Here is a 13,008-nt window from a genome sequence, read left to right on the forward strand (position 1 = left end):
GCTTCTGCTTTACTTTTCTTGCGCTAATGCTTTAAAATCTTGTCCTAGGATGGGTTTTATTCCTAGAGTTCATTAGTATCATAATATTGCTACGAAATGCTTTAATCCAAATATTATACAAACTAGTTATAGGTAAACTTAAGATTGGAAACCACCAATCTCCATTTTTTAAATGTTAATGAAACTCATCCATATTAATAACTTTACTTGCTCTAGCAATAACATCCTTATCATGAGTCACGACAATAACAATCTTTTCCTCGCTCACTAATTTCTCAACCTCATTTAGGAACAATTCAGTTGAGTTTCTGTCCAAATTTCCTGTAGGCTCATCGAATAGATAGATATCTTTTTCTTGCGATAAACTCCTCATGAGTAGAATTTTTTGCTTCTGACCTTGCGAAATATTGGTGGCTTTCCCATCAATCTGATGACTCAGAGCTACATTGAGATTCAGACCATCAAAATTATTTAATTCATAGTTTTCCTTATTAAATAAGTTAAAATTAATATTTTTTGAAACACTTCCGGGGAACACATGAAATTCAGATGAATACACGCTTAAATAATCAAAAATATTAGTCTCCTCTAAAGTAGAAAAACTTTCTATCCCATTCAGTACAATATCACCCTCTGTTGGAGAAGACAATCCCTGAATAATATTCAAAAGAGATGATTTCCCAGTTCCATTACCGCCTATAATGACGGTTAATTCACCACTATTAAACTCACAATTTAATTTATTAAATACCAACTTTTCATCCCATTTTTTATATAAATTTCGGCATGACAATTGTTCAATTTTAGATACTGGAATTGTAACAAGATTACTTTCCAGCCCTACTTCCTCTAGTCCAATAAACTCAAAGGAATATTGACTTTTTTTCAATGCTACCCAAGATGTAATTAAAGAATTCAAAATGCTGGATAAAAGTAATAGAATCAAAATACTATTTGAATACTCTGATATATGTGCGTAATCTCTAATAATATTCACAGTAACAATCAAAAATGAACCAGTTAAAGCGATAAATATCTGCGTAGAAGCTAATAGTCTATTGGTAATATGTGTACTATCTAGTTTCGTTCCCAACAGTTCATCTAGTCTTTTATCAAATTCTTTGATAAAGTCGCCAGATTTTTGGAAACTTATAATATCTTGCAAACCATAAATTGTATTTTCTACAAGAGAGCTAAAGTTAGAACTCTTAGCAATGAATTCTCGCTGATTTTTTACAACTTTACGTATCTCAAAATTAACATATAAACCAAGAATAGCTATATATAAGCATGTAACTGCGAAAATTATGATATTCACTTTTAATAACAATAACAGTAGCAAACAAAACACTAAAAGCTGCACCTTTAAGTAAAATTTTTGCATAATACCTGTTGCTGATAATAATAAATTCCAAAAATAACTACTAACGTACTCATAATTCTTAGTTAAGGAAAAATCATTTAATTGGTTCTGATAAAAAGAGGACAGAATATCATTTAAAAAATCATTCTCAATCTTTCCTTTTAATCTCGTTTCTAATATAGAGAACTGCCAATACAAATATGAAGCTAATATTATTGAAGCTAGGGTAAATAGCTGAATACTAAACTGAATGTTAAGCAGACCAGACATCGTTATTTGTAGTAAAAAAGCAATAGCAACAGGTAAACTAATTTTAGCTAATCCCAAGAAAAAGATTGCAAACTTTCTCTTCCAACCAAGTGAAGCTAGAAATCTATGATACAACTTATCTACATAGCTTATCGTAACAGCAGCTTTTCTATCTTCTGAATTAACACTCTCACTCTTTTGGGGAATTAAAACAATTCCTACACTCTGACTAAAAAGTTCTAATCTTGAAATTTTCTCAATTTCCTCATTTGCAGGATCAGAAACCGTCAATGAATTACTGTCTCCATCTAATACAACAATATAATGAGGTAAACCAGCTCTTTCTACTACCATCAAATAAGGAAATGATACGTTATTTAACAAACTAGGAGTGTCAATTTGATAAGAATCCGCATCAATACCATAGCTTTTTAATACATCTTCTATTTCAAACAAAGACAGTCCTTGGTGATTATTATTATCAAATTGTAGACTATCTAAATGTTCTAATTTTGGGAAATAGTAAGAAATGATTGTCTTTACACAAGCCATTCCACAATCCAGCAAAGTTGCTTGTTTATAGTGACTAACCATTATTTTCTCCTTTTTCAACACTTATCTTACTATAGCCATCAACTTCAATGATGCTATTCGAAGTTTGATTTGTGGTAGGAACCCTTAAATTTCTCCTGTATTGTTTGTATGTAAAGTATAAATCCCATCAAAATCTTTAGGGACTGTAATAAATACATCGCCAACAAGAGTATCTATAAATATTTTTCGAAGGTAGCATTTTTCCCTAAGGAAATAGTTACATATAACTTGTCTTTCCCTTCTGAACTCAGAGCCAAATTAAAACCATGTTGTGAAAATGGTAGATATAGACTATCTGAACTCATTTTAACGTTTTTAGATATATTATTCGCTGATTCTTCGGAAACTTTTCCTTCTATTTGAACACTTGTTTCATCTGATTCACTCTTGAGAACTTTAACATCAATTGCTTGCTTTGAGCCATAAAACTCTAACGTTTTAATACTTTTAGAAGAAAGAGCCCATGATTGTTTCACACTGATTGTCGTCTCTCCTCGTTTTAAGGTTAATAAAATTCCAGCTACTACAAACAGTAACAACAGCCCAATTACAATTCCTATTTTTTTCATCATTAGTCCTCCTACTTAAATTCTTTTTTACTAAATACAGCTAACGCAAGCACAAGTACTGCTATACTCACCACTATAGGATAGCATACGTTTGTAAGGGTAAATTGACTTACCTCAGGGGAAGCTTTCAAATTTAAAGTCATAAGTAAATAGTCTTTCACACTCTCACCAGAATTTGGAAGGACGTAAGCCAATAGGTTATCAAATAGTAAAATGTAGAGTGTATAAATCATACATGACTCATAAACCTTATCAAATATTTGAAAAATCAATAACGAGATACTGATAATAACCAAATAGTATGGTAGTTGGTGTAAAAATGTCGAAACAATCAACACCATGTCCCCTTCCAAATAAACAAGAGCTGTTAAACTATAAAAAATAGACACATATAATAAAGACAAACAAAAGGTTCCCAAAGTTTTATATAAAAACAACTTCCATCGTTGTTTTTCTTTTGTGAGCAAAATATTAATCGTACGGAAACTATAATCTTCTCCCCAGAAAAATAAATTAGTAGAGATGAAAAGCAAAGGAATAAAACCACTCACATTTGAAATCAAAACTCGAAATGCCGGATCATTTTCATTTGATGACTTAAAAAACAAGGAGAATAACAAAATTAATAATCCTATCAACAAACTAGGAAGCACTCCTCTTTTTTCCCAGTAAAATTTATACATATCTGCCTTAAGAGAATTCATGACTCTCCTCCTTTCTTAAATCATCAGATAATATTACGCAAATAGTAGTCCTCAAAGCGTTCCTTCTTAATATAAATATCCTGTATCACTAGATTTGACGCGACACTATATTGCAAAATAGGCATTAATTTTTCCTTTTCTGTAACAACCAGATAGTCATCCTGCTCAAAATGAACAATGCCCTCTTTTTCTAAAAACATTTTTAGAATCTGATTATCACTTGTCTTTAGGAAAATTTTTTCAGAAAAATCATTCGCTAGCTCTTTTGAACTCATCACATTTAGAATCTTTCCTTTTTTCATGATGATATACTTATCTGTTATAAATTCCAATTCTGACAGAATATGACTCGAGATTAAAAAAGTAACTCCTAACTGATCCCTTAAATTCAAAATCATCTTTCTTAAATCTGAAATCCCTTGAGGATCTAAACCATTCACGGGTTCATCTAAGATAATAAGCTCTGGATTATCCAAAAGCGCAATCGCAATCGATAACCTCTGCTTCATTCCAAGGGAATAGTTTTTTACTTTTCGATCCCATGACGGTTCAGGCAAGTGAACCAATTCCAACATTTTTGTGATATCTGTCTTTAAACCAAATCTTGTTTTATAATATTGCAGGTGTTGACGTCCAGTCAAGTTTGGGTAGAGGGCAGGTGATTCGATAATACTGCCGATCTTATGCTGCGAAACACTCTCGATTTCTCCCTTATCAGCTCGAATTAGTCCTAGAAGAATCCTCATTAACGTTGTCTTTCCTGCACCATTTTCACCGATAAGACCACATATTTCTCCTTGTTCAATATCAAAGGAAATATTATGGAGAACCTGTTCTTTCCCATATGTTTTATCGATATTTTTAAGACTTAAAATCACACGATTCATCGTTTCTCTCCTTTCATTATATTAAAAAGTCTCTGACAAGGAGTGAACCTTGCCAGAGATTTTTAGCTTACGTTAACTCCAGCAGAAGAATCCAATACCTACAATCATTCCAACAATACCATATGGTGAAAGTGCACAAAATTGACCTGCCACAATGTCCTTTTTATTTTTATTGCTTAGTTTTTTCATTACTTTATCCTCCTATTTAATCCCAGCAAAATATACCTCTTCCATATGAGAGACCTATAATACAAAAGCGACCTGCTACAATGTGTCTTTTGACACGTCCAGTTAGTTTTCTCATCAGAAAACCCTCCTTTTAAAAATTTTTATAATAACCAAATGAGATTCTCATCTCAATTATTTATTAACTGTTTTAAATCTTTAGACAACATTTCTTCGCTTCCTTGTTCTACATAAATTTGTTTCACTACACCATCTTTATCCACTATAAAGATAGTTGGGATAGCTTTTACATCAAAAAACTTAAAAGCTTGTAAATCTTGATCTATATAAATTGGAAAGGTGAAACCCTGATTCCTTAAAAATTTATGAGAGGTTTCAAGTGTTTCACGTTCACCATCGACTATATCCACCATAAAGAAATCAACTTTATTTTGATATTTATCATAAAGTCGCTGAATGATTGGGAGCTCTTTTTGACAATCAGGACACCAACTAGCCCAAAATACCACAACCTTTGGTCTAAACTTATAATCTGATAATTGAACCTGTGCTCCCTCATTGGAGGTTAACAATGCATTCTTGAATGTAGTATTTTTAGTTTTTGAAATATATTGTTTTATTTCCTCTTCTTTTTTTAAAAGTAGCTCTTGTTTTGTTTCTTCTTGATGATGAGATTCCTGGTTTTGATAGTAAAATCCTGCTAAAAATAAAGAAGCTATCACAAGAAGAAACATTGTCTCTACAACATATTTTTTGGGCATTATTGACTATCCTCCACTTCTGAAATTTTAAAGCTTTCAATAATAGATAATTCTTCTGGTAAGATTAAAACACGCTCTTCACCTGCATCTAAAATAGCTAAACGGAATAACTCCTTGTTTAACTCGATTCGTACCAACTTTTGCTCAGTGGTGTTATTTCGAACTATCAGACTGTGGCGAGTTTGTGTAAAAGTCTCGAGTGAGATACTAAAATCTTCCATTTCCATCTCCTATCCAGAAAACCAAAAACTAAGACTTAAGAATACTGCAAATCCAAACATTTTTCTTTCCTCCTTATCTCTTGTTCTTTATGACTAGAGTATAGCGCTTTCAAAAAGAAGAAAACATGACAAAAATGTCATGTCAGCTCTTCATTTCCTCAAAAGTTTTTAAATCTTTTTCTTTTTCTCCTAATATACGCGCTTCTAATACTGAGTCCCCAAATGCTTGAGCACAAACAATAGCTCTGTCATATAATTGGATAGCTTTTTCCTTATCCTGTTTATGAAATAAGGTACACATAGCATCTAGCATATCAATAATTGGCTTATTTTGAAAATCCTGCGATATAATCATCAATGTGTTCATTGCCTTAACATAAGGCTCAAAAGTGGAGTAAGATTTTTCCATCCATTGAACAGCTAAAGAATCAAGCACCGTTCTCTTTAACATATAGGCTGTCTCTAAGTCTGATGAATTTGTTTCTCTCATAAGTTTTTTAGAAAGCATCCAAAATAGTTCATGATTATACTCAGTCGGTCTTGCTAAACATGAAACAAAGTACAGCTTTATCAAAAGCAAATCATTCACCGAATAGTTTTTCCTTATCTTTACTTGTTCAAAATACTCATCAAGCAAAGCATCGCCAAACCCTGCATCTTCACTTACAAAGACATCAAAACTAGCTTGTAGAGCACTAACTGCAATCTGCTCATCCTCAGGTAGACTGTCATAATAGTGTTCGTAAACTCTATCAAACAACTCTTCCTTAACCTGGATCCTATCATCATCTCCATAAGTTTGAAACTTAATTAGTTTATCCTTTAATATCAAGTACCCTGAAGGTAAAATCATATGATCCATATCTACTATATGTGAAATTGGACAACCTAGTTTGTAAGCTATATACTCTACCTTGGATAAACTAGGAGAAGATTGACCTGATTCAATCCGTGCTAATTGGCGCACCGTTATCTCAGTTTCATCATCACAAAGAGCTTCACGAGTGATATGTTTCATCTCTCGCAACATTCGGATTCTTTTACCCACTTCCTTCTTTATATCCATCTTAAGATCTCCTGATAATTAATTACTGAACAATATTATATTTTTTGATATAATTTACTACTTTTTATTAAACTAAGCAATTTTTGAAATTTCATATTACAAAACTTAACTACGCTAAACTATCTTTCGCACGCTAAATAGACGTTGACCTGCTTTACTTTTCTTGTGCTAATCCTTCAAAATCTTGTCCCAAAATAGGTTGTACTTCTAATTGATTGGCATCTAATTGATTGGCATCTAATTGCTGATAGAATGCTTCTGGTAGCAAGTCTAAAAATCTTGCATAATCCAAGCGAGCGATGGCTTGGTAGTCTTCTGCTTTTGAGCCATCACCAGAAATCTTCACTAGGTCAATCTCCCAAACAAGCTCCTTGCGGGCCAGCTGCTCGGTATAAGGCACTGGTACAAAGGGCTCCTTTGGCAAAATCGTCTTGACTCCCTGGGCCAGGTGATAGATGCCGTGCACCTTACCTTGAGCATCTGGGTAAAATTTTACGCTGGCAAGGTAGGCATCAGAGCCTTGAACCTTCTTGACCAGCTCTTCAAAACATGCCAATCCATCCTCTGCTAAAAATCTCTCGAGGCATTCCTTGTTGAGATAGATAGGGGAGAAGAGCTCTTGGCAATATACTAGACGAACCGCCTTATCCACTAGATAATGCTTGACCGTTTGTCGAAAATAAGCTTCAAAGTCAAAGCCTTCTAGCCCTTCTACCGCTTGCCCCAACTTGCTAGATAGGGCCTGGAGGAGAGGCTCTACAATCTCCCAGTCCGCTCTAGTAAGGAAATCTGGAATCACCACTTGATAGCCTTTTCGACTATCTGCATAGTTGACCTTGAAGAGAAATTGCGACTGGCCTACAATCCCACACTCCATGTATTCGAGACGATTGAGGGGCTGACGGAGATAGACCACATCATAACTGTGTGACTCCGAGCCCTCCACCAAGGCTAAGATGTACTTGGCAGTCAAGACCTCCTGTTGTCCTAGAATGCTTTCTTTATTTGGGATAAAAAATGTTTTCGCCATAACCGACATCCTTTGAAATCGTTTACATACAGTATAACCTATTTTCCTGAAAGATACAGAAATAAACTTTAGATTTTTAGATAAAAAGCATAGAAAAACAGCCCCTGAAGGCTGTTTACTTTATACTGTAGCGACCTGATCTAAGCTTTCTCCAATCGCAGCCAAACGTTCTATCACTTCTGCTTGGCTCAAGCCGTTTTCAGTCACATAGCGGTTGCGAGGGTGAACACGGCATTCATGACAGCAGCCACGGAGGTACTTGTCTTCATTTTCTTCTGAAGTCAGGATGCGGCGGTTACACTCTGGATTGCCACAGTTGACATAGCGCTCGCAAGGAGTACCGTCAAACCAGTCTTTCCCAATCACAACTGGATCGACATGGTTGATATCAACCGAGATACGCTCATCAAAGACATACATCTTGCCGTCCCAAAGCTCACCTTGAACTTCTGGATCCTTGCCGTAAGTCGCAATTCCTCCGTGCAATTGACCGACATCCTTGTAGCCTTCACGTACCATCCAGCCTGAGAATTTCTCACAGCGAACGCCACCTGTACAGTAAACCACTACACGCTTGTCCATGAATTTTTCCTTGTTGTCACGGACCCATTGTGGCAACTCACGGAAGTTGCGGATGTCTGGGCGAATAGCTCCACGGAAGTGTCCTAGGTCGTACTCATAATCGTTACGTGTGTCAAGGACAACGGTATCTTCGTCAAGAAGGGCTTCTTTGAACTCTTTTGGTGACAAGTAAGCTCCTGTCGTCTCCAACGGGTTGATGTCATTATCAAAATCATTGTCTTCCAAGCCCAGGTGCACAATTTCTTTCTTGTAGCGAACAAACATTTTCTTGAAAGCTTGTTCGTTTTCTTCGTCAATCTTGAACCAAAGGTCTTCCATGCCCGGAAGGCTGTGCACATAATCCATGTATTTTTGAGTGGTTTCATAATCACCAGAAACCGTTCCGTTGATTCCTTCATCTGCTACCAAGATACGGCCTTTCAGACCGATAGATTTACAGAAGGCCAGATGATCAGCTGCAAATTTCTCAGCATTCTCAATGGGAACATATTTGTAGTAAAGTAGGACGCGAATATCTTTTGCCATAAGATTTCAACTCTCTTTTCTTTATAAAATTTTCTGAATTTTTAATTCATCAATTTATTATAACCTGATTAGAAAAACTGGGCAAAAGATTTGTTTGGAAAATAGCAGAGCAGTAATCTCTACGCAGAAAAGCAGGTTAGCCCTCTTTCTCCAATTCTTCCAAATACTTCTCAAAGCGCTTTTTCTGCCACTTGCTTAGACTCTCCAAGATAATATTAACCAGCAGCATAAAAGGAAAGTGAATGACAAAAGTAATTAAAATAACAAATAGGAACATGGGGTGAAAAACACTGTTATGATAAATAGCATGATTGAGCTGAAAATTCTGGCAGGCAATCAAAAGGGTCAGAAAGCCTGTCGCAGCCAGCACACCCCAGATAGTCAGACTGAAACTATTGTAATAATTGGCTCCCAGATACTGAGTGCGACACATGAAATAAAAACTGGTGATGAGAATCAAAAGTAAGAAGGGCTGGTAGTGAACGACTCCCCCATTCATTGCTACAGAACCCATATATAAAGCTAAACTGCCACATAGCATGAGACTGAAACTCTCCATACCAGCCTTGTTGACTAGTTGTTCTTCGCGTTCGTCTAAGATTTGACGTTTAATAAGTTTTATTTTCATTTTAAGCTCCTATACTTCTACTCCCAAAATAGGGATTAACAACATCAGAATGGCAGGAAGTCCGTTATTTATCATGTGAACTGCGATACTGACTTCCAAGCGCCGAGTTCGACAAGCCAGCAAGGTCAAAATCACAGAGGCACCACCATAAATCACAAAAGACATAATATTGGTTGGGCCATGAAAAATCGCAAAGAGCAGTCCGCCTATGATATAGCCCCAGCTTTCATAGCCTTTAAAAATTTTTAGAGGAATGATGCCACGGAAAATAATTTCTTCTGCGATAGGCGCTAAAACACCAAGCATGATGGCCAACAACATCGTATTTCCCCTTCGGAACTCCTCCATCAAAGAGGCCTGATTAGCCGTTGTCACTTCTCCATGCAGCCAACGGAGTAATACTGTCCCAAGGACAGATATGAGCACCATGCCTAAGAGGCCTAGAGCAATTCGCTTCCCGTCTCCTTTTTGAAAGATTTTTCCAGACTGGGATAAGATTCCAGCCTTCTTTGCTAACACGATAAAGACCAGCAAAACTAGGAAAATCAGCGAAAGCCCAAGACCAATGGTCCAATGTTTAGGAAATTGATAAATTATTGCTAGCTGCTGAAATAGCAGAGGAAGAACATACAAGCCCAAGGCTAAGAAAGCGCAACTACCCCAGATCAATCGTTTCCACCAAGTCATTCTTCATCCTCCAATTCCTGATCGAGCTTTGCCTGACCTTTGCCGTTTAGGTAAAGACTGATCTTGTCCATCGTCAAGCTTCCAAGCATAAACAGTATCATTGCAAGAGCCAGCTTGAGCAGATACAAAATGTTCAACATGCTAGCCAGATTTTCTCGCTGACCAAAGAAATCAATACCTATAAGGATGAGAACAAAGACAATGCCACCGCCAAAACGCTCTGCCCATTTTTCCTCTCTCACCATATCACGAACATCAATCCCTAGACTTAAGCGACGAAGCAAGGCATATAGACCTACTAGGGTAAGCAGAATACCTTCTGGAAGATAGGCCAGCAAGCTCAGATGGAGGATATAAGCTTTGAAAAATACAGAGATAGCTAAGAAGAGGAACATTCCTAGTACCAGTTCTCCCGCAACTTTGCCGTCCAATTTCTCTGTTCGTTCATCTTTTATAACAGGCTGCTTCTTCATTTTCTTTCTCACTTTCTTATTTATAAGTTGAAGATTCACTGATTCTAATTCTCATCATTTTCTAATTCTTGGTCCAATAAAACCTGTCTCTTCTGATAAAAATAATTGACCAACTGATCAAGTATGCTAGAAAAGGCAATCATCAAAGCTAAAATAAAAATAAATTGCAAGATTGGATGATGACGAAAGAATGGTCGAATAGCTGAATTTCCACTCCACATCTGAACAGCCACGATTACAATTGCTAAGATAGCCCCGTTAGCCAAACGACTTCTGAAACTTTTACGCCCAATAGATGGCTTGTAGCGTCTGATATCAAGTCCCAATTGCCAGCTACGAATTCCAGCATACATTTCCATACCCAAAATAACTAGAATTTCTGGTAAGTAGCCTTCTACTGGCTCATGCCAAAGAGTAATTTTGACAAAAATAGAAATAACGAGCAAAATAATCGCGAAAAAAGCAACTTCATTTCCTAATTTTCGCTCAAGTTGTAGAGTCCGCTCGTCTGTATAGACTTTTTGTGGTTTGTCTTTCATTTTCTTACTCACTTTCTTACTATTCTTCCCAAAACAACTGATCCAGCGTTTTATTGAGGCATTTACAAATGGCCAAGCATAGACTAAGGCTGGGATTGTACTTGCCTGCCTCAATCAGGCCTATGGTCTGACGGGTCACACCAATAGCATCAGCCAAGTCACCTTGGGTCATGTCATGCTCAACCCGTGCCATCTTGAGCTTAAGATTTTTTGCCATGGTCACCATCCTTATCGTCATTTTTTTGCCCGCCTATGGTGTAGAAAGTACAGCCGAGGGCAACATCAGCACAAGCGAGTATGATAAAGGTTTGATTCTTCCGAATCATGCCCACAACTAGTAAAATTGTGGCTGATACAAGACAAATAAGCAGTATAAGCAGATCATTCACTTTTTTATTCATATCTACGCTCCTTTCATCTTCATAAGTCCATTATACAATATATTTTAAATAATGCAATATATAAATTACATTTTGTTTTTTATTTTGTACAAAAAAAGATTGGGATTTTCCCAATCTTGTAATATCTAGTTCCATTAATCTTTCTTAAGGCTGCCTGAGCGAGTCTGAGTACGGGCATAGGCGCTTAGCAAAACAGTACCAATGACTGCTACTGTCACAGAATTCACCAGAATTGCTACAATACTTTGAGCAATAACCTTATTGACCGGCTCACCAGACACAATCACGTCACCAATCGGGCCGATTAGCCAAGCGATTGCATTTGCTCCAAACTGAATCAAGTTAAAGCGGATAATGTCCTTGACTTCAAATTTTCCTTCTTCCACTTGGAAGAATTTTCTAAAGAAGCCAACCAATAGACCGAAGACTCCGCTGCCAACAATCCAGAACCACCAAAGTCCGCCACCGCTCATAGCGTCTTTAATGGCATGGCCAATGAAGCCCATCAGGAAACCGACGATTGGTCCAAAGATGACGCTAAAAAGAGCTTGCAGAGGGTATTGGAGCTGGATGCTGGTATTGGGTACAGGAGTTGGGATATTGATCATTCCGATGACCACAAATAGGGCTGCTCCAATTCCTGTTGCGACTACGTTTCTGATTGTATTATTTTTCATTTTCTTCTTCCTTAATTTTCAATTCTCTTAATCTCAATATGCCATTGAGCACCGACACCAACATTGTAGGCCTTGGCAAAGGAACCTTGGTTGATAGCCAAGCCCACCCGATAGAGGGAATTGATGTATAAAATCGGCTGACCGATACGGACATCCGCAAAGGACTTGCCATAGGTCACTTGGTTTTGATAGACCAGCATATCATTGTTGTAGATAGTGACTTCAAAACGGTCGCCAAAGTTGGGCTCTAAGGTGCAGAACTCCTCACGCGTAATCGAAGTCCAAAGCGAGCCAAAGCGAACATCCAAAATATCAATGGCTCCACTAACCAAATTATCTGCTAGTCTTGTTTCCACAACAGGGATTTCAACAATTTCTTCGACACTCAGCTCTGGGCCAACTTCCTCAAAACTGATATGGCCGCTGGCTAGCTTGGCACCTGTGTAGGCATAGACATCTCGCCCATGGAAGGTATAAGAATGCTCGGTATTCTTGCGACGATTTTCCACTTCTGAAATCTCACGAATAGCTACGATACCGACATGCTTTTTGATAAAGGACAGAGTACCATTGTCAGGTGTCACGATATATTGATTTTTACTGGTCTTAGCAACCACGCTTTTCCGCTTGGAACCCACTCCCGGATCCACGACTGAAACAAAAGTCGTTCCCTCTGGCCAATAATCTACCGTTTGAAAGAGACGATAACTACCCTCAAAGATATTGTAAGGAGTGATATCATGGGTCAAATGATGGATTTTCAGCGTTGGTGATTCCTCCAAAGCCACTCCAATCATAGCCGACACCGCTCCATCTACCAGACCGAAGTCCGACTGCAGCACTAATATGTTGTTCATCTTATTCCT

General features: G+C 37.1%; 17 protein-coding genes. All 17 read right to left on the bottom strand.

Annotated elements, in window-relative coordinates; translation table 11 throughout:
• Nucleotides 1–175: 175 nt before the first annotated feature.
• Nucleotides 176–2,206, bottom strand: a complete 2,031-nt coding sequence (locus I872_RS11095) for an ATP-binding cassette domain-containing protein (protein ID WP_015605650.1) — start codon at nucleotides 2,204–2,206, stop codon at nucleotides 176–178.
• A 173-nt stretch (nucleotides 2,207–2,379) separates the two neighbouring features.
• Nucleotides 2,380–2,778: a hypothetical protein gene (locus I872_RS08245; protein ID WP_234702195.1), complete on the bottom strand. Its 399-nt coding sequence runs from the start codon at nucleotides 2,776–2,778 to the stop codon at nucleotides 2,380–2,382.
• An 8-nt stretch (nucleotides 2,779–2,786) separates the two neighbouring features.
• Entirely contained in the window at nucleotides 2,787–3,479 is a 693-nt protein-coding gene (locus tag I872_RS08250; RefSeq protein ID WP_015605652.1) for an ABC transporter permease, read from the bottom strand.
• Nucleotides 3,480–3,502: 23 nt separating this feature from the next.
• Nucleotides 3,503–4,366: an ATP-binding cassette domain-containing protein gene (locus I872_RS08255; RefSeq protein WP_015605653.1), complete on the bottom strand. Its 864-nt coding sequence runs from the start codon at nucleotides 4,364–4,366 to the stop codon at nucleotides 3,503–3,505.
• Between the two features lie 356 nt (nucleotides 4,367–4,722).
• Nucleotides 4,723–5,313 (bottom strand): TlpA family protein disulfide reductase, encoded by a 591-nt coding sequence (locus tag I872_RS08260; protein WP_015605654.1) that lies wholly within the window; start codon nucleotides 5,311–5,313, stop codon nucleotides 4,723–4,725.
• Nucleotides 5,313–5,534 carry a hypothetical protein gene (locus I872_RS08265; RefSeq protein WP_015605655.1) on the bottom strand — a complete coding sequence of 74 codons (222 nt, stop codon included), beginning with the start codon at nucleotides 5,532–5,534 and terminating at the stop codon, nucleotides 5,313–5,315. Before I872_RS08265 ends, I872_RS08260 begins: the two co-directional genes overlap by 1 nt.
• Before the next feature lie 142 nt (nucleotides 5,535–5,676).
• Complete coding sequence (locus I872_RS08270; RefSeq protein WP_015605656.1) at nucleotides 5,677–6,600, bottom strand: helix-turn-helix domain-containing protein; 924 nt, start codon at nucleotides 6,598–6,600, stop codon at nucleotides 5,677–5,679.
• A gap of 154 nt (nucleotides 6,601–6,754) precedes the next feature.
• On the bottom strand, nucleotides 6,755–7,630 hold the full coding sequence (locus I872_RS08275) for a DUF4299 family protein (protein WP_015605657.1): 876 nt from the start codon (nucleotides 7,628–7,630) through the stop codon (nucleotides 6,755–6,757).
• A gap of 120 nt (nucleotides 7,631–7,750) precedes the next feature.
• Nucleotides 7,751–8,737 carry an oxygen-dependent tRNA uridine(34) hydroxylase TrhO gene (trhO, locus tag I872_RS08280; RefSeq protein WP_015605658.1) on the bottom strand — a complete coding sequence of 329 codons (987 nt, stop codon included), beginning with the start codon at nucleotides 8,735–8,737 and terminating at the stop codon, nucleotides 7,751–7,753.
• A gap of 136 nt (nucleotides 8,738–8,873) precedes the next feature.
• Entirely contained in the window at nucleotides 8,874–9,365 is a 492-nt protein-coding gene (locus I872_RS08285; RefSeq protein ID WP_015605659.1) for a DUF6773 family protein, read from the bottom strand.
• Nucleotides 9,366–9,374: 9 nt separating this feature from the next.
• On the bottom strand, nucleotides 9,375–10,052 hold the full coding sequence (locus I872_RS08290) for a CPBP family intramembrane glutamic endopeptidase (RefSeq protein ID WP_015605660.1): 678 nt from the start codon (nucleotides 10,050–10,052) through the stop codon (nucleotides 9,375–9,377).
• On the bottom strand, nucleotides 10,049–10,525 hold the full coding sequence (locus I872_RS08295) for a DUF6773 family protein (protein WP_015605661.1): 477 nt from the start codon (nucleotides 10,523–10,525) through the stop codon (nucleotides 10,049–10,051). Before I872_RS08295 ends, I872_RS08290 begins: the two co-directional genes overlap by 4 nt.
• 44 nt (nucleotides 10,526–10,569) lie before the next feature.
• Nucleotides 10,570–11,064 carry a DUF6773 family protein gene (locus I872_RS08300; RefSeq protein WP_015605662.1) on the bottom strand — a complete coding sequence of 165 codons (495 nt, stop codon included), beginning with the start codon at nucleotides 11,062–11,064 and terminating at the stop codon, nucleotides 10,570–10,572.
• Between the two features lie 19 nt (nucleotides 11,065–11,083).
• Nucleotides 11,084–11,281: a helix-turn-helix transcriptional regulator gene (locus I872_RS08305; RefSeq protein ID WP_015605663.1), complete on the bottom strand. Its 198-nt coding sequence runs from the start codon at nucleotides 11,279–11,281 to the stop codon at nucleotides 11,084–11,086.
• Nucleotides 11,265–11,465 (bottom strand): hypothetical protein, encoded by a 201-nt coding sequence (locus I872_RS08310; protein WP_041826832.1) that lies wholly within the window; start codon nucleotides 11,463–11,465, stop codon nucleotides 11,265–11,267. The genes I872_RS08305 and I872_RS08310 overlap by 17 nt, the downstream gene beginning before the upstream one ends.
• Before the next feature lie 134 nt (nucleotides 11,466–11,599).
• On the bottom strand, nucleotides 11,600–12,142 hold the full coding sequence (locus tag I872_RS08315; RefSeq protein WP_015605664.1) for an ECF-type riboflavin transporter substrate-binding protein: 543 nt from the start codon (nucleotides 12,140–12,142) through the stop codon (nucleotides 11,600–11,602).
• Nucleotides 12,143–12,153: 11 nt separating this feature from the next.
• A complete protein-coding gene (locus tag I872_RS08320; protein WP_015605665.1) occupies nucleotides 12,154–12,999 on the bottom strand; it encodes an SAM hydrolase/SAM-dependent halogenase family protein in 846 nt (281 codons plus the stop codon).
• Nucleotides 13,000–13,008: the final 9 nt, after the last annotated feature.

Origin of the sequence: Streptococcus cristatus AS 1.3089 (genome assembly GCF_000385925.1) — a bacterium.
GTDB classification, from domain to species: Bacteria; Bacillota; Bacilli; order Lactobacillales; family Streptococcaceae; genus Streptococcus; species Streptococcus cristatus_B.